At 71.1% G+C, this 24,893-nt stretch carries 21 protein-coding genes and 1 pseudogene; 17 read left to right on the forward strand and 5 right to left on the reverse strand.

Features of this window, described 5'->3' with window-relative positions:
- Positions 1-223: 223 nt before the first annotated feature.
- The 6 genes from hemL (at position 224) to ccsB (ending at position 6,944) form a co-directional block, all read left to right on the forward strand.
- On the forward strand, positions 224-1,540 hold the full coding sequence (hemL, locus tag MTQ01_RS11360) for a glutamate-1-semialdehyde 2,1-aminomutase (RefSeq protein WP_247489305.1): 1,317 nt from the start codon (positions 224-226) through the stop codon (positions 1,538-1,540).
- 46 nt (positions 1,541-1,586) lie between these two features.
- On the forward strand, positions 1,587-2,300 hold the full coding sequence (locus MTQ01_RS11365; protein ID WP_247489308.1) for a histidine phosphatase family protein: 714 nt from the start codon (positions 1,587-1,589) through the stop codon (positions 2,298-2,300).
- 179 nt (positions 2,301-2,479) lie between these two features.
- Positions 2,480-3,157: a TlpA disulfide reductase family protein gene (locus tag MTQ01_RS11370; protein ID WP_247489310.1), complete on the forward strand. Its 678-nt coding sequence runs from the start codon at positions 2,480-2,482 to the stop codon at positions 3,155-3,157.
- A gap of 19 nt (positions 3,158-3,176) precedes the next feature.
- Complete coding sequence (locus MTQ01_RS11375; protein WP_247489312.1) at positions 3,177-3,968, forward strand: cytochrome c biogenesis CcdA family protein; 792 nt, start codon at positions 3,177-3,179, stop codon at positions 3,966-3,968.
- A gap of 3 nt (positions 3,969-3,971) precedes the next feature.
- Positions 3,972-5,843 (forward strand): cytochrome c biogenesis protein ResB, encoded by a 1,872-nt coding sequence (locus MTQ01_RS11380; RefSeq protein ID WP_247489314.1) that lies wholly within the window; start codon positions 3,972-3,974, stop codon positions 5,841-5,843.
- A gap of 3 nt (positions 5,844-5,846) precedes the next feature.
- Positions 5,847-6,944 (forward strand): c-type cytochrome biogenesis protein CcsB, encoded by a 1,098-nt coding sequence (gene ccsB / locus MTQ01_RS11385; RefSeq protein WP_247489316.1) that lies wholly within the window; start codon positions 5,847-5,849, stop codon positions 6,942-6,944.
- A 125-nt stretch (positions 6,945-7,069) separates the two neighbouring features.
- On the opposite strand, the gene MTQ01_RS11390 is transcribed toward ccsB, so the two are convergent.
- Both MTQ01_RS11390 and MTQ01_RS11395 read right to left on the reverse strand, forming a co-directional pair.
- Entirely contained in the window at positions 7,070-8,383 is a 1,314-nt protein-coding gene (locus MTQ01_RS11390) for a hypothetical protein (protein WP_374207704.1), read from the reverse strand.
- Positions 8,384-8,600: 217 nt separating this feature from the next.
- Positions 8,601-9,023, reverse strand: a complete 423-nt coding sequence (locus tag MTQ01_RS11395) for a PLD nuclease N-terminal domain-containing protein (protein WP_247489320.1) — start codon at positions 9,021-9,023, stop codon at positions 8,601-8,603.
- A gap of 214 nt (positions 9,024-9,237) precedes the next feature.
- Here MTQ01_RS11395 and MTQ01_RS11400 point away from each other — a divergent pair, with 214 nt between their 5' ends.
- Positions 9,238-10,683, forward strand: a complete 1,446-nt coding sequence (locus tag MTQ01_RS11400) for a menaquinone biosynthesis decarboxylase (RefSeq protein WP_247489322.1) — start codon at positions 9,238-9,240, stop codon at positions 10,681-10,683.
- A gap of 146 nt (positions 10,684-10,829) precedes the next feature.
- Positions 10,830-11,723: pseudogene (gene mqnP / locus MTQ01_RS11405) on the forward strand (menaquinone biosynthesis prenyltransferase MqnP); the annotation flags it as partial.
- 44 nt (positions 11,724-11,767) lie between these two features.
- Here the strand turns inward: mqnP and MTQ01_RS11410 are convergent.
- Positions 11,768-12,358: a TetR/AcrR family transcriptional regulator gene (locus MTQ01_RS11410; protein WP_247489324.1), complete on the reverse strand. Its 591-nt coding sequence runs from the start codon at positions 12,356-12,358 to the stop codon at positions 11,768-11,770.
- Positions 12,359-12,445: 87 nt separating this feature from the next.
- Between MTQ01_RS11410 and MTQ01_RS11415 the strand changes: the two genes are divergently transcribed.
- Entirely contained in the window at positions 12,446-12,934 is a 489-nt protein-coding gene (locus MTQ01_RS11415; protein ID WP_247489326.1) for a PH domain-containing protein, read from the forward strand.
- Complete coding sequence (locus tag MTQ01_RS11420) at positions 12,931-14,589, forward strand: PH domain-containing protein (protein ID WP_247489328.1); 1,659 nt, start codon at positions 12,931-12,933, stop codon at positions 14,587-14,589. Before MTQ01_RS11415 ends, MTQ01_RS11420 begins: the two co-directional genes overlap by 4 nt.
- A gap of 124 nt (positions 14,590-14,713) precedes the next feature.
- On the opposite strand, the gene MTQ01_RS11425 is transcribed toward MTQ01_RS11420, so the two are convergent.
- The gene (locus tag MTQ01_RS11425; protein WP_247489330.1) at positions 14,714-15,355 is read right to left on the reverse strand and encodes a rhomboid family intramembrane serine protease; all 642 of its coding nucleotides are present in this window, start codon (positions 15,353-15,355) and stop codon (positions 14,714-14,716) included.
- Between the two features lie 136 nt (positions 15,356-15,491).
- Positions 15,492-16,643, reverse strand: coding sequence for a hypothetical protein (locus MTQ01_RS11430; protein WP_247489332.1), 1,152 nt, complete (start codon positions 16,641-16,643; stop codon positions 15,492-15,494).
- Positions 16,644-16,777: 134 nt separating this feature from the next.
- Here MTQ01_RS11430 and MTQ01_RS11435 point away from each other — a divergent pair, with 134 nt between their 5' ends.
- The 7 genes from MTQ01_RS11435 (at position 16,778) to MTQ01_RS11465 (ending at position 24,824) form a co-directional block, all read left to right on the forward strand.
- The gene (locus MTQ01_RS11435) at positions 16,778-17,455 is read left to right on the forward strand and encodes a UbiX family flavin prenyltransferase (RefSeq protein ID WP_247489334.1); all 678 of its coding nucleotides are present in this window, start codon (positions 16,778-16,780) and stop codon (positions 17,453-17,455) included.
- A 201-nt stretch (positions 17,456-17,656) separates the two neighbouring features.
- Positions 17,657-18,109, forward strand: a complete 453-nt coding sequence (locus MTQ01_RS11440; RefSeq protein WP_247489984.1) for an Lrp/AsnC family transcriptional regulator — start codon at positions 17,657-17,659, stop codon at positions 18,107-18,109.
- Between the two features lie 226 nt (positions 18,110-18,335).
- On the forward strand, positions 18,336-19,502 hold the full coding sequence (gene mqnE, locus MTQ01_RS11445; RefSeq protein WP_247489336.1) for an aminofutalosine synthase MqnE: 1,167 nt from the start codon (positions 18,336-18,338) through the stop codon (positions 19,500-19,502).
- A 2-nt stretch (positions 19,503-19,504) separates the two neighbouring features.
- Positions 19,505-20,029: a GNAT family N-acetyltransferase gene (locus MTQ01_RS11450; protein ID WP_247489338.1), complete on the forward strand. Its 525-nt coding sequence runs from the start codon at positions 19,505-19,507 to the stop codon at positions 20,027-20,029.
- Positions 20,030-20,162: 133 nt separating this feature from the next.
- A complete protein-coding gene (locus tag MTQ01_RS25295) occupies positions 20,163-20,609 on the forward strand; it encodes a DUF4229 domain-containing protein (RefSeq protein ID WP_374207705.1) in 447 nt (148 codons plus the stop codon).
- Between the two features lie 527 nt (positions 20,610-21,136).
- Positions 21,137-22,585: a dicarboxylate/amino acid:cation symporter gene (locus MTQ01_RS11460; protein WP_247489340.1), complete on the forward strand. Its 1,449-nt coding sequence runs from the start codon at positions 21,137-21,139 to the stop codon at positions 22,583-22,585.
- 283 nt (positions 22,586-22,868) lie between these two features.
- Positions 22,869-24,824 (forward strand): long-chain fatty acid--CoA ligase, encoded by a 1,956-nt coding sequence (locus MTQ01_RS11465; RefSeq protein WP_247489342.1) that lies wholly within the window; start codon positions 22,869-22,871, stop codon positions 24,822-24,824.
- Positions 24,825-24,893: the final 69 nt, after the last annotated feature.

The raw sequence follows: 24,893 nt of genomic DNA on the forward strand, positions 1-24,893 counted from the left end.
CGGGCGAAACGCCCCGCCGTCACCGCGCGCGGCGCTCTGACACCATGGCTTGTGTGAGCTGTCCCGACCCGGCACCAGTTTCGCAGATCGGCGCCCCGGAGAGGCACAGCTTTCGGCAGCCCGTTCCGGTTGCCGGCTTGCGCGCCTCCACCGGTGGGGATCTTCGTCGAGAGTAACCGCCCGGGGCGCGGCCGAGTGTCCGTATCAGCAGGTCAGGAGCAAAGTGCCTTATCCAGTTGAAGCCCCGGTGTCCCAGTCGCTCTTCGACCGCGCCGACCGGGTCACCCCGGGCGGGGTGAACTCCCCGGTGCGGGCCTTCCGCGCCGTGGGCGGAACGCCTCGCTTCATGGTCTCCGGTTCCGGTCCCTGGCTCACCGACGCGGACGGCCGCGAGTACGTCGACCTCGTCTGCTCCTGGGGCCCGATGATCCTCGGCCACTCCCACCCGGCCGTGATCGAGGCCGTACAGGCGGCGGTCGCCAGGGGCACGTCGTTCGGCACGCCCGGCGAGGGCGAGGTCGAGCTGGCGGAGGAGATCGTCGCGCGGATCGCGCCGGTCGAGCAGGTGCGGCTGGTGTCCTCCGGCACCGAGGCCACCATGTCGGCGATCAGGCTGGCGCGCGGCTTCACCGGGCGGGCCAAGGTCGTGAAGTTCGCGGGGTGTTACCACGGTCACGTGGACGCGCTGCTGGCCTCGGCCGGGTCGGGCGTCGCCACCTTCGGCCTGCCGGACACCCCGGGCGTCACGGGTGCGCAGGCGGGCGAGACGCTGGTGCTGCCGTACAACGATCTGGACGCGGTGCGCGCCGCGTTCGCCGCGCACCCGGGCGAGATCGCCTGTGTGATCACCGAGGCGTCGCCGGGGAACATGGGCGTCGTCCCGCCCGGCGAGGGCTTCAACGCCGGGCTGAAGCAGATCTGTTCGGACAACGGCGCGCTCTTCGTCTCGGACGAGGTGATGACCGGTTTCCGCGTCTCGCAGGCCGGTTGGTACGGAATCGACGGGGTGGCGCCGGACCTGATGACCTTCGGCAAGGTCATGGGCGGCGGCTTCCCGGCAGCCGCCTTCGGCGGTCGGGCCGACGTCATGGCCCACCTCGCCCCGGCCGGCCCCGTCTACCAGGCCGGCACCCTCTCCGGGAACCCGGTCGCCACCGCAGCCGGTGTCGCCCAGCTCCGGCAGCTCGACGCGACGGCGTACGAGCGCGTCGACGCCGCGGCGGACGCCGTACGGGCCCTGACCGCCGAGGCGTTGGAGAAGGCGGGCGTGGCGCACAGCCTGCAGAGCGCCGGCAACATGTTCTCCGTCTTCTTCACGCCGGACGGCGCACCGGTGACCGACTACGCGAGCGCGAAGACCCAGGAGGCGTACCGCTTCACCCCGTTCTTCCACTCGATGCTCGCCGACGGGGTGTACCTGCCCCCCTCGGCCTTCGAATCCTGGTTCGTCTCGGCGGCCCACGACGAGCGGGCGATCGAGCGCGTCGCCGCCGCCCTGCCTGCCGCCGCGCGAGCCGCCGCGCAGGCCGAACCCGCCTGAGCGACCCCGGCACGTGTCCACAGCAGCCACCAGCGGAGCGGAAGTCATGAGCAGCAGCACCACTTCGGGAGCCGGCACCGGCGTGCCCGACAAGACCGTCACCGTCGTCCACCTGATGCGCCACGGCGAGGTCGACAACCCCGAGGGCGTCCTCTACGGGCGGCTTCCCGGCTACCACCTCTCCGAGCTCGGCCACCGGATGGCCGAGCGGGTCGCCGAGCACCTGGCGGGCAACGACGTCACCGCCGTCGTCGCCTCGCCGCTGGAGCGTGCCCAGGAGACGGCCGCGCCCATCGCCAAGGAGCACAGCCTCGACCTGACGACGGACGAGCGGCTGATCGAGGCCGGCAACGTCTTCCAGGGCAAGACCTTCGGCGTCGGCGACGGCGCGCTGCGCAAGCCGGGCAACTGGAAGCATCTGCGCAACCCCTTCCGCCCGTCCTGGGGCGAGCCGTACATCGAGCAGGTCGTACGGATGAAGGCCGCGCTCGACGCGGCGAAGGACGCGGCGCGCGGCCACGAAGCGGTGTGCGTCAGCCACCAGTTGCCGGTGTGGACGATCCGCAGCTTCGTCGAGCGCCGGCGTCTGTGGCACGACCCGCGCAACCGCCAGTGCACCCTCGCCTCGCTGACCAGCTTCACCTACATCGGCGACCGGATCGTCTCGGTCGGCTACTCGGAGCCGGCCCGCGATCTGGTGCCCGCGCACCTGCTGGCCGGCGCCAAGCCGGTCAAGGGGGCCAAGGGCTTCGGCGCCTGAGTCGGGAGCGAGCAGGTCCGCCGGTGCGCAGGCACGACCCGTACCGGCGGGCCCGGCACCCGCTGTACCGCTTTCGGCTCCGGTCCGGCCACCGCGTCCGGCGGTCGTTGACCAGCCAGGACGATCGGGACAAGGGGGGGCGGGGCGGACCGCTTCAGGGTGCATGCGAAACTTTTCACATGAGTCTCCGTCGTACCCCCCGGCGCCTGCCGAACCGCCGCGCCACCATGTACGCGGCGGTCGCGGTGAGCGGGGTCGTACTGCTCTCCGGCTGCGGCACGCAGGACAAGCCGTCCTCCGACGGGGAGGACAGCCAGTACCTGGCCGGCACCGGCCGGGTGACCACGGTGCCCAAGGAGAAGCGGCAGAGCGCCCCGGACCTGTCCGGCGAGACGGTCGACGGCGAGCAGCTCAAGCTCTCGGACCACGAGGGCAAGGTCATCGTCCTCAACGTCTGGGGCTCGTGGTGCCCGCCCTGCCGCAGCGAAGCCCCCGGCTTCGCCAAGGTCTCCAAGGAGATGGAGAAGAAGAACGTCCAGTTCATCGGGATCAACACCAAGGATCTCGACGTCGCCAACGCCAAGGCGTTCGACCGCACGTACGGCATCACCTACCCGAGCTTCTTCGACCCCAGCGGCAAGCAGGTGCTCCGCTTCCCCAAGGGCAGCCTCAACCCGCAGACGATTCCCTCCACCCTGGTCCTGGACACCGACGGCAAGATCGCCGTACGGGCGCTCAAGGACCTCAGCGAGGAGGAGCTGCGCGAGATCCTGAAGCCGGTCGTCGCGGAGGCCGGCGGCAGCGGGGACGACGCGAAGGCCGGGGGCGCGGAGTCGCCTCCGGCGGACGCGAAGTGAACCGGGGAAGCGCCGCCTCATGCAACTGACAGCAGCCGCCGCGGTTCCCGAGCTGGCGTTCCTGGCGACCGCGCCCAACGAGACCGTGCTGAGCGGAGCCCTGCTCCTGGCGCTCCCGGTCGCGATCCTCGGCGGACTCGTCTCCTTCTTCTCGCCCTGCGTGCTCCCGCTCGTCCCCGGCTATCTGTCCTACGTCACCGGGGTCGGCGGTACGGACCTCGCGGACGCCCGGCGCGGTCGGATGCTCGCCGGTGCGCTGCTCTTCATCGCGGGCTTCACCGCGGTGTTCGTCTCCGGCGGCGCCCTCTTCGGCTACTTCGGCTCGACGCTGATGGAGCACCGGGACGTCATCTCCAAGGTGCTCGGAGTGCTCACGATCCTGCTGGGTCTGAGCTTCATGGGCGTCATCCCGCTCTTCGGCCAGCGCGAGTTCCGCATCCACAAGAAGCCGGTGCTGGGACTTGCCGGGGCGCCGATGCTCGGAGTGCTGTTCGGCATCGGCTGGACGCCCTGCTTCGGCCCGACACTGGTCGCGGTCCAGGCACTGGCGATGAACGAGGGAAGCGCCGGTCGCGGCGCGCTGCTGATGGTGGCGTACTGCCTGGGACTGGGCCTCCCCTTCGTACTGGTCGCGCTCGCGTTCCGCCGGGCGCTCGGGGCCTTCGACTGGGTCAAGCAGCACTACGCGTGGGTCATGCGGATCGGCGGGCTGATGCTGATCGCCGTCGGTCTGCTGCTGGTCACCGGAGTCTGGGACCGGATCGTCTACGACATCCAGGTGTGGTCGAGCGGCTTCACCGTGGGGATCTGAGCTATGAGCGACACCACTGACAGCAACGGCAGCAGCTACGGCACCGGCACCGCGGACGCCGACGGCGCCACGGCGCGCACCGGCTCCACGGCGGCCGGCGGCCCGGGCTCCGAACCCGCCTCGGGCCCCGGCTCCACGGAGGAGGCCACCGAGGCGGCGGCGCAGTCGCAGTTGAGCACGGCGCCCGTCGAGGAGGCGCCGAGCGGTCCGAAGCTCTCGCTGTTCGGCTGGCTGCGCTGGTTCTGGCGGCAGCTCACCTCGATGCGGGTGGCGCTGCTGCTGCTTCTGCTGCTCTCGCTCGCCTCGGTGCCCGGTTCACTGATCCCGCAGCGCAACGCCAGCCCGTTCCGGGTCGCCGAGTTCCTCCAGAACAACCCGAAGCTCGGGCCGGTCTACGACAAGCTCCAGCTGTTCGACGTCTACAGCTCGGTCTGGTTCTCGGCGATCTACCTGCTGCTGTTCGTCTCGCTGATCGGCTGCATCGTCCCGCGCACCTGGCAGTTCGTCGGGCAGCTGCGGGCGAAGCCGCCGAAGGCCCCGAGCCGGTTGAAGCGGATGCCCGCGTACACCACCTGGCGGACGGAGGCCGAGCCGGCCGAAGTCCTCGGCGGTGCGCGGAAACTGCTGCGCGGCAGGCGCTTCCGGGTCGCCGACGGCGAGGGCTCGGTCTCGGCGGAGAAGGGCTATCTGCGGGAGCTGGGCAACCTCTGCTTCCATCTCGCGCTCATCGTGATGCTCGTCGCGTTCGCGGTGGGGCAGCTCTGGAGCGTCGAGGGCGGCAAGCTCGTCGTCAAGGGCGGCGGCTTCGCCAACACCCTGACCCAGTACGACGACATCAAGTCCGGCGCCCTCTACGACTACGACGACCTCGACGGTTTCGGCTTCACTCTGGAGGAGTTCCACTCCAGCTTCGAGGAGAGCGGCCCGGAGCGGGGCACGCCTCGCGACTTCCGCGCCGACATCAGCTACTGGGAAGGCGCGGACGGGCCGGAGAAGAAGGCGTCCATCGAGGTCAACAAGCCGCTGACGGTGGGCAGTTCCAAGGTCTACCTGCTCGGCCACGGCTACGCCCCGGTCGTCACGGTCAAGGACGGCAAGGGCGACGTCGCCTTCCGCGGCCCCGTTCCGTTCCTGCCGCAGGACGGCGACCCCAACCTGACCTCCCAGGGCGTGGTGAAGGTCACCGACTACCAGGACGCCAAGGGGAAGAAGGAGCAGCTCGGCTTCGTCGGCATCTTCACCCCGACGTACGGGATCGACGAGGTGCGCGGCCCGCACTCGACCTTCCCCGGGATGAAGTACCCGGCGATCTTCCTCTCCGCCTACCGCGGCAACCTCGGCATCGACACCGGACTCCCGCAGAGCGTCTACCAGTTGAACCAGCGCGGGATGGAGCCGTTCGAGACCGAGGACGGCGACATCCTGCGCCAGAGCCTGCGGCCGGGCGAGACGATGAAGCTGCCGGACGGCGCCGGCTCGCTCACCTTCGAACGCGTCGAGCGCTGGGCGACGTTCCAGATCTCCCAGAAGCCGGCCAGCGGTTGGGCGCTCGGCGGCGCGCTCGTCGCCATCGGCGGCCTCGCGGCCTCGCTCTTCCTCCAGCGCCGCCGGGTCTGGGTGCGTGCGTACGCGGACGAGGACGGGCGTACCGTCGTGGAGATGGCGAGTCTGGGACGCAGCGAGTCGGCCAAGGTGCCGGAGGAGCTGGGCACCCTGGCCGAACGTCTGCGCGCCGATTCGGCACCGCTGCCCCCCGCGCCCGAAGCGAACGACGCCGTACCCGAACGGGGCGACGCCGCGGGCCCCGACGACACCAGTGGCAACAACGACTCGGTGGGTCCTTCTGCCGACGACGACGGCCCACGAAGGAGCTGACCAGTGAATCTCGCCGCGGCGGACAATCAGTCGCTCGCCGACCTCAGCCGGGTGCTGATCCTGTCGGCGATGGCGGTCTACACCTGCGCCTTCGTGGCGCACATCGCCGAGTGGGTGTTCGGCAGTCGCAGCAAGGTGGCCCGTACGGCCGCCGCGCTGGCACCGAAGAAGAAGTCGCCGTACACCCGGCCGACGGAGAAGGAGACCGAGGCGGCGGCCGGCGCCGGCACTGCGGTGCTGGAGAAGCCCGAGGTCGTCACCCGCTCCGCGCTCGGCGGCCGCCCCGACCTGCCGGACGGCACCGGCGGCGGCTCCGGCGGTGACGCACAGGGCGACGTCTACGGCCGGGTCGCCATCGCGCTGACCGTCCTCGCCTTCGCCCTGCACGCGGCCGGCGTCCTCACCCGCGCGTTCTCGGTGACCCGGGCGCCGTGGGCGAACATGTACGAGTTCTCCATCACCTTCTCCATGGTGGTCGTCGGCGCCTACCTGGTGCTGCTGGCGGCGAAGAAGAACGTGCGCTGGCTCGGTCTGGTGCTGGTCACCACGGTGCTGCTCGACCTCGGTCTGGCCAACACCGTGCTCTACACCGAGAGCGACCAACTGCCGCCCGCGCTCGACTCGGTCTGGCTCTGGATCCACGTCTCGCTCGCCATCCTCTGCGGCGGACTGTTCTACCTCGGCGCGGTCGGCACCGTGCTCTACCTCTTCCGGGACAGCTACGAGAACAAGCTGGAACAGGGCGGCAAACCGGGCGTCTTCGCCACCTCGGTGCTGGAGCGGCTGCCGTCGGCGGCCTCGCTGGACAAGTTCGCGTACCGGATCAACGCGGCGGTCTTCCCGTTCTGGACCTTCACCATCATCGCCGGCGCGATCTGGGCCGAGGACGCCTGGGGCCGCTACTGGGGCTGGGACGCCAAGGAGGTCTGGTCCTTCATCACCTGGGTCGCCTACGCGGGTTATCTGCACGCGCGGGCGACGGTGGGCTGGAAGGGTCGCAAGGCCGCGATGCTTGCGATCGTCGCCTTCCTCTGCTTCCTCTTCAACTACTACGGCGTCAACCTGTTCGTGAACAGCCTGCACAGCTACAGCGGCGTCTGACCGAGCAGTTCAACACGCGAGCGACTCGGCGCGCGTACGACTCACCTGCGAGCGGCCCGGCGGAACCTCTCCCGCCGGGCCGTCGCGCCGCGTGCCGTACGGGCCGACCGACCGCCCGCTCGTGTTCACGGTGCCTGGGCACCCGCACCCTCCGGCTGACCGGACGCCCCCTCGGTCGCACCGGCCGTCTCACCGCCGCCCGTGCTGCCGCCTGTCTCGCCGCCGCCCGTGCTGCCGCCTGTCTCGCCGCCCGTGCCGCCGCCGAGGAACGTCTTCCAGCCCTCGGCGGGCGCCTGGCCCACGTTCAGCCCGCGCAGCTTCGTCAGGACCGCCGGGTCCTGGGCGTCCAGCCAGTCCACCAACTGGCGGAAGGACACCATGCGCACGTCCTTGTGGCCGGATTCGGCGATCCGCTTGATGGTGTCCTCGACGGCGTCCATGTAGATGCCGCCGTTCCACTGCTCGAAGTGGTTGCCGATGAACAGCGGTGCCCGGTTGCCGTTGTAGACGCGCTCGAAGCCGCCGAAGTACGCGTCGGTGGCCTGCTTGCGCCAGGCCGGGTAGTTCTCCGGCGGGCCCTTGGTGGAGGCGTTGGACTGGTTGGCGAGGATGTTGTAGTCCATCGAGAGGACCTCGAAGCTCTTGCCGGGGAAGGGGATCGATTGGAGCGGCAGGTCCCACACCCCCTGCTTCTTCGCGGGCCAGATCTGGAGCCCGCCCGAGGAACTGGAGTCGTAGCGCCAGTTCAGCTCGGCGGCGGTCGGCAGCAGGTTCTCCTGGCCGAGCAGACAGGGCGTACGGGCGCCGATCAGCTCCTTGCGGTAGTCGAACGGCAGTGGCTCCAGATCGTCGAAGCCGGTGTTGGTCCGCCACTTGTTGACGAAGTCCATCGCCTGGTCGATCTCCGAACGCCACTGCTGCGGAGTCCAGTTCTCCACCGAGCCCTGGCCGCCGCAGAAGTGGCCGTTGAAGTGGGTGCCGACCTCGTGGCCCTCCAGCCAGGCCGCACGCAGGTTCTGCAGCGTGAGCTTGATGTTGGCGTCCTTGAGGTACCCGATGTCGGAGGCGCCGACCGGGTTGTTCGGCGGCTTGTAGAGCTTGGCCTTGGACTCCGGCAGCAGATAGAGGCCGGAGAGGAAGAAGGTCATCGCCGCGCCGTGCTCCTTGGCCACCTTCCTGAAGCGCGGGAAGAGGCCGTTGCCCACCTCGCCGGCGCCGTCCCAGGAGAAGACCACGAACTGCGGCGGGGTCTCGCCCGGTTCGAGCCGGCGCGGTTTCTCCGGCTGGTTGGGCTGCGGCCCGGTGTCGGCCGTGGAGCCGTCGCCGATCGGCTTGGCCTGCTCCTTCTTCCCGCCGTCGCCGTCCTTGCCGTCGCCCTTGCCGGGCTTGCCCGAGCCGGACTCGTCCCCTGTGGAGCAGCCGGCGACACCCATGGCCATGAGGGCGGTAGCCCCCACACCGAGCAGGCCGCGTCGGCTTATCCCGCCATCCGACATGTACGTGTTCCCCTCACAACGGTGCAGATCTCTCGTTCTCGTGCAGGAGAGGATCGCCGCCGGAAGGGTCCGGGTTCCAGAGCGGGAGCGGATTTGCGGAAACTTTGCTGGGACCTTCAGGCCGTTGAAAACGGCACCGGAAGCGGGTGCGGAAGCCGGGTCAGCTCTTGGCGGGCGGGGGAGGAGTGTCCTCCGGGCCGCCGGTGTCGCCCTTGCCCTTGCGGTTGCGGCGGAACTCCTCCTCCCAGCGGTCGAGGGACTCCTCCGCGTCCGGCTTGCGGGGCCGGCCCCCGCCGGAACCCGAACCGTCGTCCTCGCGCAGGGACTTGAGGAAGTCGGGGTTGTCGTCCGGCGCGACCCAGCGGCGCTCGTTCGCCTTGGTGGAGCCGTACGCGGTCTTGCGGGGGCGGCCCACCGCGAACCAGGCGATCGGCCCGATCAGCACCTGGCCGAAGAGCAGGACGATGATGACCCACATCACCTTCGGCAGCTTGCGCACCTCTTTCTCAGGGGTGTTCAGGCAATCGATGAAGGCGTAGATCCACACTGCCAGGACCAGGAGGAACGGCAGGTACTTGATCATGGGGAACGCTCCTCTGGTACGTCCTGCTGCGACCGCGCTACCAGTCCAGCGTAATGGGCGCACCGCCCCGACGGGGCACGGGTGCGGACCGGACTTTCCGGCACCGCGGGTCACGAGCCGGACATCGGCCCGTGAAACGCCCGCCGCGGTCGTCCGAACCGCCAAGGCGCTCCCGGCCACGGACGGGTCGGCCCGGTAGCCGATACTGGGTCGCATGGCTTATGACGATCTCCGCTCGCTGCTGCGGGCGTTCGAGCGCGACGGTGAACTGAAGCGGGTCAAGGCCGAGGTGGACCCCCACCTGGAAGTCGGCGAGATCGTCGACCGGGTGAACAAGGCAGGCGGACCCGCCCTGCTCTTCGAGAACGTCAAGGGCTCCTCGATGCCCCTGGCCATGAATGTCTACGGCACCGACAAGCGCCTGCTCAAGGCGCTCGGGCTGAAGTCGTACTCGGACATCAGCGACAAGATCGGCGGGCTGCTCAAGCCCGAACTGCCGCAGGGGTTCGTCGGTTTCCGCGAGGCGTTCGGCAAGCTCGCCGGCGTCAGCCACGTGCCGCCGAAGAAGGTGAAGGACGCCCCGGTCCAGGAAGTCGTGATGACCGGCGACGAGGTGGACCTCGACCGGCTGCCGGCCACCTTCACCTGGCCCGAGGACGGCGGGTCCTTCTTCAACCTGGGCCTGACCCACACCAAGCACCCCGAGACCGGTGTGCGCAACCTCGGGCTCTACCGGCTCCAGCGCCACGACCGCCGCACCATCGGAATGCACTGGCAGATCCACAAGGACAGCCGCAACCACTACCAGGTCGCGGCCAAACGCGGTGAGCGCCTGCCGGTCGCGATCGCTTTCGGCGCCCCGCCCGCCGTGACGTACGCCTCGACCGCACCGCTGCCCGGCGACATCGACGAGTACCTCTTCGCCGGCTTCCTCCAGGGCAAGCGGGTGGAGATGGTCGACTGCAAGACCGTGCCGCTCCAGGTGCCCGCGCACGCCGAGGTCGTCATCGAGGGCTGGCTGGAGCCGGGCAGGATGCTGCCCGAGGGCCCGTACGGCGACCACACCGGCTTCTACACGCCGCAGGAGGACTTCCCGGCGCTGACCATCGACTGCGTCACGACCCGCCGGCGCCCGCTGCTCCAGTCGATCGTGGTCGGCCGCCCGCCGACCGAGGACGGTCCGCTGGGCCGGGCGACCGAGCGGTTCTTCCTGCCGCTGCTCAAGATCATCGTCCCGGACATCGTCGACTACCACCTGCCCGAGTCCGGCGGCTTCCACAACTGCGCGATCGTCTCGATCGACAAGAAGTACCCGAAGCACGCGCAGAAGGTGATGCACGCCATCTGGGGCGCGCACATGATGTCGCTGACCAAGCTGATCGTGGTGGTGGACAGCGACTGCGACGTCCACAACCTGCACGAGGTCGCCTGGCGCGCGCTAGGCAACACCGACTACGCCCGCGACCTCAGCGTCGTCGAGGGCCCGGTGGACCATCTCGACCACGCCTCGTACCAGCAGTTCTGGGGCGGCAAGGCCGGTATCGACGCCACCACCAAGTGGCCCGAGGAGGGCTACGCCCGCGGCTGGCCGAACATGGTCCGCTCCGACCCGGCAACCGCCGCACTCGTGTCCGGGCGCTGGCGGGAGTACGGCCTGTGAGTGCGGCCGGCGGTTCCCCTGCCGGTGGTTCCCCGGGCGCCGGGGGCAGCCCCGCCGGCGCCCCGGGCGGCTCCGGGACGGCTTCCGACGGGCCCGGCGGGTCCGCGGCGGCCCTCGACGGGGCCGCCGCTCCGGCCGCCGGGGCTCCCGCTCCGGCCGCCGGCGTCGGTGGCCGGGTGCGCGCCTTCCTGCGCGTGGTGATGATCGAGCACTCGGTCTTCGCCCTGCCGTTCGCCTACATCGCCGCGCTCACCGCGATGTACCGGGACAGCGAGTCCGTGCACTGGTGGACGCTGCTGGTGGTCACGGTCGCGATGGTCGCGATGCGCACCTTCGCCATGGCCGCGAACCGGATCATCGACCGCGAGATCGACGCCCGCAATCCGCGCACCGCCGGCCGGGAGCTGGTCACCGGAGCGGTGTCGGTGCGCACCGCGTGGACGGGCGCGCTGATCGCGCTGGCCGTCTTCTTCGCCGCGGCGGCACTGCTCAACCCGCTCTGCCTGATCCTCTCGCCGCTCGCGGTGGTCCCGATGGTGGTCTACCCGTACGGCAAGCGCTTCACCGACTTCCCGCACGTCATCCTGGGGCTGGCCCAGATGATCGGCCCGGTCGGCGCCTGGTTCGCGGTGACCGGCAGCTGGTCCTGGGAGGCGGTCGTCCTCGGCCTCGCCGTGGGCGTCTGGATCGGCGGCTTCGACCTGATCTTCGCCTGCCAGGACGTCGAGGCCGACCGGGTCGAGCGCGTCGGCTCGGTGCCGGCGCGGTTCGGGATCGCCGCCGCGCTGTACGCCTCCCGCGTCAGCCACGTCGTGACGCTCGGCCTGTTCGTCTGGTACGGCCTGCTCACGGACGCGGGGCTGTTCTTCTGGGCGGGCCTGGTGGTCGTCGCCGGGGCGTTCGTCTACGAGCACTCGTTGGTGCGGCCGGGCGACCTCTCCCGGCTGACCCGCGCGTTCTTCACCGTCAACGGCTTCATCGGAATAGCGCTCTTCGTCTTCGCGCTGGTCGACCTCGTGGTGCGCGGGCTGACTCCCTGACGGTCGTTGCGGGCCCCGGGTCGAGGTCCGCGCGGCCCGGGGGCTCAGCCGTTGCGGTTGAGCAGCCCGCCCTCCAGCAGCCGGACCACTCTGGCGATGGCCTGGTGCTTGGTCAGCTTCTGCTCGCCGACGGCTTCCAGGCCGGCCATCATCGAGTACCAGAGGATGCGAACGAACCAGTCGTCGTCGATCTCCGGGTCGAAGTAGCCCTCCTGGCGGCCCCGGTGGAAGAGCATGCCCACCGGGATGTGCGAGGCCTCCCAGGCGCGTTCGTCCCAGTCGAGTTCGGAGTGCTCCAACTCGTTGAAGAGGAAGCCCACCCGCGGGCCGAGGTCGAACATCGCGGGCACCAGCCGGTGCAGCGCCTCCTCGGGCGTGCCCGAATCCAACTCGGCCTCGACGAAGGCGATTTCGGTCGCGCGTGAGGCGTCCTTGACCAGAGCGCCCACCAGGGCGGCACGGTCCGGGTAGTAGCGGTGCAGCGTGCTGCGACCCACCTCGGCGGCCTTGGCGATCTCGCTGAACGGCGCGTTGCGGTCCTGGCTCATCACGGTGACGGCGGCGTCCAGGATCGCCCGCCGGGTGCGGGAGGTGGTGCCGGGAGTCTGCGAGGTGGAGGAAACCGATCGAGCCATGACGGGGATGATACGCAGCCTGCCCCATGGAGAGACGTACCGATCCACTGTGGAACAACACCGTCTCTTTGTGAGACAGTGTGTTCCATGGAGATACAGTTGCGTCCACCGCACCACCGCGTCGAGCGGCGCGCCGTCGGCCTGTGGACGGCCCGCGCGCTCTCGCTGGTGCTTCCCGTCGTCCTCGCGCTGGGCGCCGCCGCGACGATCTGGCCCGCCTCGCGCACCTGGACCGTGCCGCTGCTGGTGGTCGCCGCGGTGCTCGGAGCGCTCTACGCCGCGGTCATGCCGTCCTGGCGGTACGCCGTGCACCGCTGGGAGGTCACCGACGACGCGGTGTACGCCGCCGCGGGCTGGTTCGTCCGCGAGTGGCGGATCGCGCCGCTGTCCCGGATCCAGACCGTCGACACCGTCCGCGGTCCGATGGACCAACTGCTCAACCTCTCGACGCTGGTGGTGACCACGGCCTCCTCCAGCGGTGCGGTCACCATCCGCGGTCTCGCCCCGGGCGTGGCCCGCGAGGCGGCCGACCGGCTCAACACCTCCACGCAGCTCACGCCGGGAGACGCCACATGAGCGAGCCCACCGCCACCGCTTCCGCATCCACCGCGGCGCCCGCCGTCGCCGTCGCCGGCGAAGAGCCCGCCACCGCCGAGCCCGTCCACACCGAGCCCGCCACCGCCGCGCCCGCCGATGTCGAGCCCGCCGTCGAGGTCGGTGCCGCACCGGCGGCCGATGCTCCCGACGTGCCGTGGCTGCGGCTGGACAAGCGTGTCGTCTGGGTCAACGCCCTGCAGTTGCTGCTCTCCCAACTGCCGGCGATCGTCGCCCTGTTCGTCGTCGGCGCCAACCCGGGAACGGTCTGGCCGCTGGCGATCATCGCCGGCTGGGGAGTGGTCCGCTCGACCGCGGATCTGGTCCGCTGGCTGCGGACCCGCTACCGGATCACCGAGGCGTACGTCGAACGGCGCACCGGCCTGTTCGTACGGGAGTTCCGCTCCGTGCGGCGGGACCGCATCCGCAGTGTGGACGCCGACGCCAAGCTGCTCCAGCGGGCGGCCCGGCTGCGGCGCGTCACCATCGGCGCGGGGCAGGCCAACACCGCCGGTGAGAGCGCACTCACGCTCAACGCGGTCTCCCTCACCGAGGCGAGGGCGCTGCGCCACCAGCTGCTGGGCGCGGCCGAGGGCGCGGACGGCGAGTCCGAAAGCCCCGCCGGCACCGTGCGGTTGGCCGGATTCCGCTGGTGGTGGGTCTGCTACAACATGTTCAGTGTCTGGGCCTACCTCACCGCCGCCGGTCTGCTGTGGGGCGCCTACTGGATGACGATGATGTTCGGCCTCGACCTCGGCGGCTGGATCACCGGGCTCGCCGACTGGGACGCGCTGGGACTGCCGCTCACCGTGCTGCTCGCCCTCGCGGGCACCGGCACGCTCGGTGTGCTGGGCATGGCGGTGGCCTTCTTCACCGAGCACGCGAACTTCCGCCTGGAGCGGGTGCCGACGCCGGACGGGACCGTACTGCGCACCAGCCAGGGGCTGTTCAAGACCCGCGAGGTCACCCGGGACGACAAGCGGCTGCGCGGGGTGACCCTCTCCGAACCGCTGCTGTGGCGCTGGATGCGGACGACCGACACCAACGTCGTCACCACCGGGCTGTCGGTGTGGAGCTCGGCGGCCACCATCCTGCCGCGCGGACCGATGGGCACCGCGCGGCGCGTCGCCGACGCCGTGCTCGCGGAGCCCGACAGCCCGTTGGGAGCGCCGCTGCGCCGCCACCCCGCCACCGCACTGCGCCGTCGGGCCGGTTGGGCGCTGATGGTCAGCGGCGCGGTGTGCGGACTGCTGGCCTGGCTCGGCGCGACCACCGCGGTGCCGGACCGCGCCTGGTGGCTGACGGCTCTGGTGCTGCTGCCGCTCACGCTCACGCTCGCCGCGGTCGGGCACCGCGCCCTCGGCCACACCATCGCCGGACGTCATCTCCTGGTGCGCTCCGGCGCGCTCAGCCGGACCACCACGGCGCTGCGACGCGACGCGGTCAGCGGTGTACGGGTGCGGCAGTCGCTGCTCCAGCGCCGCCTCGGCCTGGCGACCGTCTCGGTGAGCACCGCGGCCGGCCACGGCGTGTACGAGGCGCCCGATCTGGCCGCGGGCGAGGCCGCCGGCTTCGCCGCGGAATGCCTCCCGGTCCATGTGGAGCCCTTCCGCACCGACCGCCCCGCCCCGAGCTGATCCGATCCGAGCTGACCCGCCCCGCGGCGGCGCCGTCCGCGCTGATCCGTCCCGGGCCGGCCCGAGTCGCGCCGGGCCGGTCAGGCCGGAGCCGCCCCGCGCCGGCGCGGGGCGACGCGGGCGGTCAGCTCCAGGGGCTCGGCCCGATCCCGCCCGGCGGCACCTGCTGCCGGCGGGGCGGGGTGCGTCTGAGCCAGAACGCCGCGAGCACTCCGCCCAGCAGGCCGAAGAGGTGGCCCTGCCAGGAGATGCCGGAGTTCGTCGGCAGCACGCCCCACAGGATCGAGCCGTAGAGGAGCAGCACCGTGATGCCCACGGTGATGTCCAGCGCGTCCCGTTCGACGAAGCCGCGCACCAGCAGGTAGCCGAAGAGGCCGAAGACGACTCCGGAGGCGCCCGCGGTGTTCGATCCGTCGGGGGCGGTCAGCCACACTCCGAGGCCGCTGACGGTGATGATGACCAGTACGACACCGAGGAAGCGCGCCATTCCGCGCACCGCCGCGAGGAAGCCGAAGACCAGCAGCGGCAGCGTGTTGGCCATCACGTGGTCCCAGCCGAAGTGCAGGAAGGCGGCCGGGAAGATGTCCGGCACCTCGTCGAGCTCGCGGGGCCGGATGCCGTACTCGCGGACGATGGGGCCGTCCGGGCCGTCGATCGCCTCCAGGACCCACAGGACGGCGATCCACCCCAGCATGAAGGTCGCCGCCGTCATCGCCCGGGCCCGGCGCGTGCCGGTCTGCCCGGATCCGCTCGGTCCGTACGCCATCGAGCACCCCCGGCGTCGTCATTCGTCTGTCGGCCGCGCGCCCCCCGGTGCACCGGGCGGTGCGCCGCGGGGCCGCGGAAGGCGGCTCGGGAGCCGCGAGACCCCCGAGGACCAGCCTATACAGCCGGAACAACGGCTAGCGCAGGGTCGAGAGTTCCGGGTGGCGGGAGGCGGCGTACGCCAGCGCCTCCAGCAGGTCGTGCGGCGCCAGCAGCTTCGCGTCGACGGGGGCGGCCACCGAGACCACCTCGCCCGCCGCGAAGGTCAGCTTCAGCGGCAGCGCGCCGGAGCGGCCCCGGTCGAACTGGCCCACGTCGACGGTGAGTGTGGACAGGCGCTCGTGCCGGATCGCGAGTCCGACCCGTACGTCCTTGTCGGGTGCGCGCTCCAGCATGTCCAGATCGGGGTCGCCGAGCTGGGCGCGGACCGGAGCGAGGGCCTTGCCGAGCTCGTGGGCGGCGTCCTTGGCGTTGAGCGTGAGGGTGATGTGCTCGGCGCCCTCGCGCTTTCCGGCGGAGGCGAAGCGGGCGCGTTTGCCGAGCGCCTTCTCCACCGCGGACACCACCTGCTGCTGCAGCGCCGGCTCCCGCAGCAGCGCGGTGGCCTGGGCGATCCGGTCGCTGCTCTCGACGGCGCCGTCGCCCCCGCCGCCCAGCGCGCGGCCGATCTCGCCGAACTCGTTCGGGCTGACCCGCACCCACTCGCCGCGCAGCGCCGAGCGGGCGGTCGCCAGCGAACCGGGCAGCTGGCGCGCCAACTCCTCCAGCTCGCCCGCCCGTCCGGCCATCGGGCCGTCGTCCCCGACCTCCCTGGCCAGTGCGGCGAGGTTGACCCGGGTGTAGAGCTTGCGGTCCACGGACTTGAGGGCGAAGACGTCGTTGCCGCCGAAGTTGAGGGCCGCGGCGTTGTCGAAGCGGTCGTTCTTCGCCACGTCGCGCAGCGGCATCCCGGCGCTGACCGCCGCGGCCAGCTCCAGATCGGCGAGCAGCCGGGCGTGCCGGCGCGCGTTGCCGCCCTTGCCGGGGCCCTCGCCCTCCTGGAGGTAGGCGAGGATCTGCTCCTCGGTCGCGTCGAACCGGGCGGTCACCGAGACGCTGTCCCGCTCGCCGAGCTTCTCGACGGCCTGCTTGACCTTCATCGCCGACGTCAGGTGGTCGGCCGCCGAACAGGCGCTGCCGACGCCGACGAGCAGGGCGGCCGAGGTGAGGATCGCGACGGTGCCGCGGCCTCTGCGCGTGGTGTCGATGTCGGCCTCCCCGGGGGCGTGTGCAGATCGCTCGCCCACCATTGTGCGCCCATCGGTCGCGGAGCCCGGTACGCCCCCGCCGTATCCCTTCCCGCCCCGGCCGGGCGGAACGGGCCCGGACGTCACCCCCTAGGGTCGGGGGTGTGACGGAGAGTTCCGAGGGTTCGATACGGCGTATGCCCTGGCTTGTCGGTGTGTCGGGAGCGTCCGGGACGCCGTACGCGGCGGCGGTGATCCGCGGTCTGCTGGACGCCGGCGAGCAGGTGGACCTGGTGGTCAGCCGCGCCTCGCGGCTGACCCTGCTGGACGAGACCGGGCAGCCGTTCCGGGACGCCCACTGGCGGGAGGACCTGCGCCGGTGGCTGGCGCGGGGGGCGGACGGCAGTCCGGAGGCTTTCGCGGATGTGCTCGGGGCGTTGGACGAGCCGGGCCGGGTGCGGCACTGGGCGGCCGGCGATCTGGCGGCGGGCCCCTCCTCGGGTTCCTACGGCTGCCGCGGCATGCTGATCGTTCCGGCGTCGACGGCCTGTGTCGCGGGCGTCGCGCTCGGACTGTCCAAGGACCTGCTGCAGCGCGCGGCGAGCGTGACGCTCAAGGAGCGCAGGCCGCTGGTGGTCGCGGTGCGGGAAGCACCCCTGAGCGGGCAGACCCTCAAGCAGCTGGTCGCCCTCGACGAGGCGGGAGCGGTGGTGCTGCCGGCCTCGCCCGCCTTCTACGCGGGAGCCACCCACATCCAGCACCTGGTGGACTTCGTGGCCGGCCGGGTGCTGGACGCGGTGGGTGTCGAGCACGGTCTCTACCGGCGCTGGGAGGGCGAGTTGGGCGGCGCGGCACGGGGGACCGCGGACGGCTGATCGGCCGCTCCCGAATCGGTGGCACGCTCATGAACGCGCTCTGGGCTGGGTAGTGCAGGCTCAGGCAGTCCGATGCCTTAGATTCAGTTCCGGATTTTGTTTCTGACGGCAGGTCGTGCGGGGCCCGTCGTCGTGCGGCACACCGTCCGGCACAGGCCGTACGGCGACGACGGGATGACGACGAAAAGGGGCACGGGACCGATGGACGCGGTGGACAGACAGCTCATCCAGGCGTTGCGCGAGAACGGCAGGGCCTCGTACGCGGAGTTGGGCCGACTCGTCGGGCTCTCCGGGCCGAGTGTCACCGACCGCATCAACCGGCTGGAGGCCGCGGGCGTCATCACCGGTTACCGCGCGACGGTCGACGCCGCCTCGCTGGGGCTCGGGGTCACCGCGCTGATCGGCATCCAGCTCAGCGACGCCACCGACCACGAGGAGGTCGCGGGGCGGCTGGAGTCCCTGGGCGAGATCGAGGACTGCTGGTTCATCGCGGGGGACGACTCGTACATGCTCAAGGTCCGGGCGAACAACGTGGACGGACTGCAGAGCACGATCCGCAGGCTCTCCCAGACGAAGGGCGTTTCGCGCACCCGCACCACGATCGTGCTCTCCACCAAGTGGGAGAACCGCGTCGGCGAGCGTCCCGAGGACTGAAGCCGCGGGCCCGAGCCGGCCGCGGGGCGTCCGCGCGGACTTCGCGCCGTCCGGACGGGCGTCCGCGGTCTCCGGACGGTGTCCAGAACACGGTCCCGCGGGCGTCCGCGGAGGCCGGTCCGCTGCGCGGCGCACCGGGAGGATTGCGCCGAAACCGGTTGGCGTACGCTCGCATGGGCACGCAGTCGCGCGAGACTGCGCCGGCGAGATTTGGGAGGCGCGACGCATGGACGCTGGACTCAAGCGGGAGCTGGAGGACAAGGTCCGTTCCGGTGAGCGACTGAGCCGCGAGGACGGCATCGCTCTCTACGAGTCCGACGACCTCGCCTGGCTCGGCGGCCTCGCCCACGAGGTGCGCACCGCGAAGAACGGCGACGTCGTCCACTTCAACGTCAACCGCCACCTCAACATGACCAACGTCTGCACGGCCTCGTGCTCGTACTGCTCCTTCCAGCGCAAGCCGGGCGAGAAGGACGCGTACACGATGCGCATCGAGGAGGCCGTGCGCCTGGCCAAGGCGATGGAGGGCGACAACCTCACCGAGCTCCACATCGTCAACGGCCTGCACCCGACGCTGCCCTGGCGCTACTACCCGCGCTCGCTCAGCGCGCTCAAGGAGGCGCTCCCGGAGACGGTCTCGCTGAAGGCGTTCACCGCGACCGAGATCCACCACTTCGAGACCATCTCCGGGCTGAGCGCGAGCGAGATCCTGGACGAGCTGATCGAGGCCGGGCTGGAGTCGCTGACCGGCGGCGGCGCGGAGATCTTCGACTGGGAGGTGCGGCAGCACATCGTCGACCACCGCACCCACTGGGAGGACTGGTCGCGCATCCACCGCCTCGCGCACGAGAAGGGCCTCAAGACCCCGTGCACGATGCTCTACGGCCACATCGAGGAGCGCCGCCACCGCGTCGACCATGTGCTGCGGCTGCGTGAACTCCAGGACGAGACCGGCGGTTTCCAGGTCTTCATCCCGCTGCGCTACCAGCACGACTTCGTCGACATGAAGGACGGCAAGGTGCGCAACAAGCTCCAGGCGCGCACCACGATGGCCTCGGGCGCCGAGGCGCTGCGTACCTTCGCGGTCTCCCGGCTGCTGTTCGACAACGTCCCGCACGTGAAGGTGTTCTGGGTGATGCACGGGGTGCAGACCGCCCAACTCGCTCTCCAGCACGGCGCGGACGACATGGACGGCTCGGTCGTCGAGTACAAGATCACTCACGACGCGGACAACTTCGGCACCCCCGACAAGCTCGGCCGCGAGGACCTGCTGGAGCTGATCACCGACGCGGGATTCCGGCCGGTGGAGCGCAACACCAGGTACGAGATCCTCCGCGAGTACCCGGGCCCCGACCCGCAGCGCCGCGAGTCCCCGCAGCCGATGAGGCTCTGACCGTGGTGCTGCGATACGAGCTGGACCCGGTCGCCGACCAGCAGCTCGCGACCGGGATCAGCCGGCTGTGGGCGGACGTCACCAACGCCGGCGGCGCGGTGGGGTTCCTGCCGCCCGTCACCCCGGCGGAGACCCGGCCCGAGGTGATCATGCACTTCGCCGCGGTCTCCGAGGGCCGCACCCGTCAGCTGGTGGGGTTCGACGCCGACGGTGAGGTGAAGGCCACCGCCTACATCACCTTCAACCGGCGCTCCCTGATGCGACACTGGGTGTGGCTCTACACCGTGATGGTCCACCCCGATCTCCAGGGCCGGGGCGTGGGCCGGGAGTTGATGTCCGCGGTCGCCGAGGAGGTGCGCGGCTTCGAGGGGGTCGGGGCCATCCGGCTCACCTGCCGGAGCAACCAGGGCAACGAGCGCTTCTACGAGGCGTGCGGCTACAAGGAGGTCGGGCGGGTGCCCGGCGCCATCAAAGTCGGCGAGGGCGAGTACCGCGACGACGTCACGATGTGGCTGACGCTCTCCTGAGGGCGGACGCCCGCGGGCGTTCCCGGTGGGGCGCGCGCGAGGGCGTGCGCCGGGTGCGTCCGGCCCGTACGTCCGGTGCGTGCGTCAGGTCCGCACCGCAGTCAGCAGACCCGCAGCAGAAGGATGATCCGCAGTGACCAGCACACAGAGCACGCCGCGCTCGGGCAAGCCCGCAGACGAGGCCGGGGGCAAGCCCGCCGACAAGTCCGAGGGCAAGCCCGCCGTCACGGCCGCGGACGAGTCCGCGGGCAGGTCCGAGGTCGCGTCGGCGACGGGTGGGAAGCCGACCGCGGCGCGCGCCACCCTGCACTACACGCTGCTGCGGCTCGCGCTGTTCGTCGGGACCTTCGCGGTGCTGGCCGCGCTGGCCTGGGTCGGAGTGATCCCCGAGGGCATCGGCAAGTCCAACCCGCTGTGGCTCTTCGCGCTGGCCATCCTGATCTCCGCGCCGCTGAGCCTCGTACTGCTGCGCAGGCAGCGGGACGCGATGTCCGAGCAGATCGTGCCCAAGGTCGAGCGGGCCTCGTCGAGCTTCAAGGGCAGGCTCGCGGAGAACCGCAGCCGCGAGGACGAGGTGTGACAGCCGCTGCCGCTGCCGCTCGCGGTCGAGCACGGCGTCCGGCGCTGTAACGCTCGTCACTCACCTTCGCGCACCCCGACGGGAATCTCCTTTCCCGCTCGGGGTGTTGTGCTTCCACGAGTTCCGCAGTAAAAGTTTGGCTTTGAGTGCATCAAAGCCTGGGTGTTAGCGTGGAGGCCATGACAAACGCAGCCGTACGACCCGCACCGGCGAGCGCGACGCTCGTCGCGCGGCTGCACGTCGACCTCTGCCGCTGTGTCGTCGCGGCATGTCCCCCCTGTACCGGCCGGGCCCGACCCGGCTGTCGCCGCGGCTGACGCAGCCGGTCGGCGCGGACACACCGGTCAGCCGGGTCTCCGCCGCCGACCGTCTCCCGCAGTCCGGCCGACCGCGTCCCGGCTGCCCCCGCGCCGGACACGCACCCGGCACGCCCGCCGCGCAGCGCCGCTCGGCCCCCGCCCGCGCCTCGACGGCGCACCGCTGTTCTCCCCACCGCCCGTCTCCTTCCACGCACCCGGAGTGTGCCCGTGTCCTCCTCGTCCCCGACGTCCGCTCCCAGACCCGCCGAATCGCGCGGTCTGCTCGCACGCATACCCAAGGTGCCGTTCTGGGCCCAGATCCTGGCCGGTCTGGTGCTCGGCGTGCTGCTGGGCTGGCTGGCCCGCAGCGGTGACATCTCCTGGCTCGGCACCGCGCTGGAGCGGATCGGCGGCACCTTCGTCCAGCTGCTGAAGCTGGCGGTGGCGCCGCTGGTGTTCTTCGCCATCGCCATCTCCATCACCAATCTGCGCAACGTCTCCAACGCGGCCCGGCTCGCCGGTCGCACGCTGCTGTGGTTCCTGATCACCTCGCTGATCGCGGTCGGTGTCGGTATCGCCATCGGCCTGCTGAACAACCCGGGCTCGGGCAGCGAGCTCGACCCCAAGAGCGGTACGGCGCCCGAGACTTCGGGCTCCTGGCTGGACTTCCTGACCGGCATCATCCCGGAGAACGTGATCACGCCGTTCACCGAGCTGAACGTGCTGCAGATCGTGTTCATGGCCGTGGTGACCGGTGTCGCCGCGCTCAAGCTCGGCGCCAAGGCCGACCCGCTGCTGACCTTCGGCGAGTCCGTGCTCGCGCTGCTGCAGAAGGCGCTGTGGTGGGTCATCCGCCTCGCCCCGCTGGGCACCCTCGGTCTGCTCGGCAACGCGATCAACGAGTACGGCTGGGGCCTGATCGGCGACTACGCGACCTTCACCCTCGACGTCTACATCGGCTGCCTGCTGATCCTCTTCGGTGTCTACCCGCTGCTGCTGGCACTGGTCGCCAAGGTCAGCCCGCTGCAGTTCTTCCGCGGTGCCTGGCCCGCGATCCAGCTGGCCTTCGTCTCGCGCTCCTCGGTCGGCACGATGCCGGTCACCCAGAAGGTCACCGAACGCCTCGGTGTGCCGAAGGAGTACGCCTCCTTCGCCGTGCCGTTCGGCGCGACGACCAAGATGGACGGCTGCGCGGCGATCTACCCCGCGCTGGCCGCGATCTTCGTCGCGGAGATCTTCGAGGTGAGCCTCGGCATCCAGGACTACCTGCTGATCGTCCTGGTGTCGGTCATCGGCTCCGCGGCGACGGCCGGTCTCACCGGCGCGGTGGTCATGACGACCCTGACCCTCTCCACCCTGGGCCTGCCGCTCGAGGGCGTGGGCCTGCTGCTCGCCATCGACCCGATCCTGGACATGATCCGCACCGCCACCAACGTGGCCGGGCAGGCGGCCGTACCGGTGCTGGTCGCCGCGCGCGAGGAGATCCTCGACCTGGAGACGTACAACTCGGCCAAGAGCTTCGACATCGAGGCCGAGAGCGGTGCCGACGAAGCCGGCTCCCCGGGCGGCTCCGACGGCCGGTCCGACGGAGGCGCGGGCGGCGGTTCCGACAGCGGTTCGGACGGCGGTACGGGCGGGCCCTCGGGCTCCCGGCCCGATCCGGTTCCGGCTTCCTGAGGCCGACGCCTCCCGGCGCCCCGGGCCGCCTGCGCACCCGCGGTCCTTCTCGAAACAGCACGGCGCCCGCCGGTCAACCTCCGGCGGGCGCCGTGCTGTTGTCTGTGCGTTGCCGCGGGGTTTCGATCAAGCACGCGCGGGACCGCCGGTCGTTCCGTGCCCGTCCGGTGAAAGTCCCGCCCCGTCCCCTCCCGGGTCTGGCCAAATACGCGCGCGCACGAGACCCTACTCCTCAGTAATTGTTGAAACTCTGTCAACAGCACGAGCGTTGGAGGGAGGCCGTATGTCCGCGCAACGTTCGCCCGCGGGCCACGACCCGAACCAGGCCGCCCTCGACCTCCCGGAAGTGCTTCGCCGCCCCGACCTCCGCCAGATCGCCGGCGTGGTGCGCGAGGCCGAACTGGCGCCGCTCGCCCCGCCGGTGCTGGAGGGCTCCCTCGCCGACATCCCGTTCCTCAACGCGGCCGAGGCGCCCGCCGACGTGGTGTACTCCCGCAAGGACGAGACCGGCCACTGGTACGACGTCACCTCCGGCGAGTTCGCCGCCGAAGTCCTCGCGGTGGCCAAGGGGTTGATCGCCAGCGGGCTCCAGCCGGGCGACCGGCTCGCGATCATGTCGCAGACCCGCTACGAGTGGAACCTGCTCGACTTCGCCGCCTGGTCCGCCGGCCTGATCACCGTCCCGCTCTACCCGGGTTCCTCGGGCTCGCAGATCCGCACCGTCCTCCAGGACGCCTACGTCTCCGGGATGGTCGTCGAGGACGTCGAGGGCGTGCGCGAGGTCAGCGCGCTGCGCGGCGCCGTACCGGATCTGGAGCACCTCTGGCAGCTGGACAACGGCGCGGTCGGCCAACTCGCCGCCGCCGGCCGGAGCATCCCCGACGCCCTGGTCCACGAACGCCGCCGGGCCCAGCAGCCCGACACCGTCGCCACCCTCATCTACACCTCCGGCACCACCGGCCGTCCCAAGGGCTGCGTAGTCACCCACGCCAACTTCTTCGCCGGCGTCGACAACGCCGTGAGGCTGCTCGACCCGGTGTTCCGCGGCGTCTCGGGCCAGCCGGCCAGCACGCTGCTCTTCCTGCCCCTCGCCCACGTCTTCGGCCGGATGGTCGCCGTGGGCTGCCTGCGGGCGCGCGTACGACTCGGCCACCTCGCCGGCATGCAGGCCGAGCAACTCCTCGCGGATCTGCGCACCTTCCGGCCCACCTTCCTGCTCGCCATCCCGTACGTGCTGGAGAAGGTCTTCAACACCGCGCGCGCCACGGCGGAGGAGATGGGCCGGGGCTCGTCCTTCGACCGGGCCGCCAGGATCGCCTCGCGCTGGGGCGACGCCTGGAGCCAGAGCCTCAAGGGCGAGGGGAAGGGCCCCGGTTTCGGTCTGCGCGCCGCCCGCGGGGTGTACGACTCGCTGGTCTACAAGCGCATCCGTGCGGCGCTCGGCGGCAACGTCCGCCATGTCATCTGCGGCGGTTCGCCGCTCGGCGAGCGGCTGAGCGCCTTCTACGCAGGCGCCGGCATCGAGGTGTACGAGGGGTACGGCCTCACCGAGACCACCGCCGCCGTCACCGTGACCCCGCCGCTGCGCCCCAAGCCCGGTACGGTCGGCTGGCCGATGCCGGGCATGGCCGTCCGGATCGCCGACGACGGCGAGATACTCCTGCGCGGCGGCCAGGTCTTCTACGGCTACTGGGACTCCCGGCAGCAGACCGTGCCCAAGGAGACCGACGACGAGGGCTGGTTCGCCACCGGCGACATCGGCGCGCTCGACGACGAGGGCTATCTGACGATCACCGGCCGCAAGAAGGATCTGCTGATCACCTCCGGCGGCAAGAACGTCGCGCCCGCGCCCCTGGAGGACTGGCTCCGCTCCCATCCGCTCATCGACCAGGTGCTGGTCGTCGGCGACAACCGCCCGTACCTCACCGCGCTGGTCACCCTGGACCCCGAGGGCCTCGCGCACTGGCGGCGGATGCACAAGAAGGACGATGTGCTGCTGCACCGGCTGGTGGACGACGCGGAGCTGCGGGACAACATCCAGCAGGCGGTCAACGAGGCGAACAAGCTGGTCTCGCGCGCCGAGTCCATCCGCCGCTTCGCCGTCCTCCCGCTCCAGTTCACGGCCGAACACGGCCATCTCACACCGACGTTGAAGCTGCGCCGGGCGGCGATCCTGCGCGAGTTCTCCCGCGACATCGCCGACCTCTACGCGCGCGACGGCCTCGACTCGGGCGACTGACCCCGCCCCCGCCCCCGCTCCCGCGCGGGCGCCGGGGCGCGTGCGGGGCGCCCGGGTGTGCGGAGCGGC

This window comes from Streptomyces sp. XM4193 (genome assembly GCF_023072595.1).
Classification (GTDB): Bacteria; Actinomycetota; Actinomycetes; order Streptomycetales; family Streptomycetaceae; genus Streptomyces.

What these genes read in the sequence shown, in the direction of transcription:
- MTQ01_RS11365 (WP_247489308.1), top strand. Translation starts at nt 1,587, where the DNA reads ATGAGCAGCAGCACCACTTCGGGAGCCGGCACCGGCGTGCCCGACAAG.
- MTQ01_RS11465 (WP_247489342.1), top strand. Translation starts at nt 22,869, where the DNA reads ATGTCCGCGCAACGTTCGCCCGCGGGCCACGACCCGAACCAGGCCGCC.
- MTQ01_RS11430 (WP_247489332.1), bottom strand. Translation starts at nt 16,643, where the DNA reads ATGGTGGGCGAGCGATCTGCACACGCCCCCGGGGAGGCCGACATCGAC.
- MTQ01_RS11375 (WP_247489312.1), top strand. Translation starts at nt 3,177, where the DNA reads ATGCAACTGACAGCAGCCGCCGCGGTTCCCGAGCTGGCGTTCCTGGCG.
- MTQ01_RS11400 (WP_247489322.1), top strand. Translation starts at nt 9,238, where the DNA reads ATGGCTTATGACGATCTCCGCTCGCTGCTGCGGGCGTTCGAGCGCGAC.
- MTQ01_RS11395 (WP_247489320.1), bottom strand. Translation starts at nt 9,023, where the DNA reads ATGATCAAGTACCTGCCGTTCCTCCTGGTCCTGGCAGTGTGGATCTAC.
- MTQ01_RS11415 (WP_247489326.1), top strand. Translation starts at nt 12,446, where the DNA reads ATGGAGATACAGTTGCGTCCACCGCACCACCGCGTCGAGCGGCGCGCC.
- MTQ01_RS11440 (WP_247489984.1), top strand. Translation starts at nt 17,657, where the DNA reads ATGGACGCGGTGGACAGACAGCTCATCCAGGCGTTGCGCGAGAACGGC.
- MTQ01_RS11410 (WP_247489324.1), bottom strand. Translation starts at nt 12,358, where the DNA reads ATGGCTCGATCGGTTTCCTCCACCTCGCAGACTCCCGGCACCACCTCC.
- MTQ01_RS11390 (WP_374207704.1), bottom strand. Translation starts at nt 8,383, where the DNA reads ATGGCCATGGGTGTCGCCGGCTGCTCCACAGGGGACGAGTCCGGCTCG.
- MTQ01_RS11420 (WP_247489328.1), top strand. Translation starts at nt 12,931, where the DNA reads ATGAGCGAGCCCACCGCCACCGCTTCCGCATCCACCGCGGCGCCCGCC.
- MTQ01_RS11370 (WP_247489310.1), top strand. Translation starts at nt 2,480, where the DNA reads ATGAGTCTCCGTCGTACCCCCCGGCGCCTGCCGAACCGCCGCGCCACC.
- MTQ01_RS11425 (WP_247489330.1), bottom strand. Translation starts at nt 15,355, where the DNA reads ATGGCGTACGGACCGAGCGGATCCGGGCAGACCGGCACGCGCCGGGCC.
- mqnE (WP_247489336.1), top strand. Translation starts at nt 18,336, where the DNA reads ATGGACGCTGGACTCAAGCGGGAGCTGGAGGACAAGGTCCGTTCCGGT.
- MTQ01_RS11435 (WP_247489334.1), top strand. Translation starts at nt 16,778, where the DNA reads ATGCCCTGGCTTGTCGGTGTGTCGGGAGCGTCCGGGACGCCGTACGCG.
- MTQ01_RS11380 (WP_247489314.1), top strand. Translation starts at nt 3,972, where the DNA reads ATGAGCGACACCACTGACAGCAACGGCAGCAGCTACGGCACCGGCACC.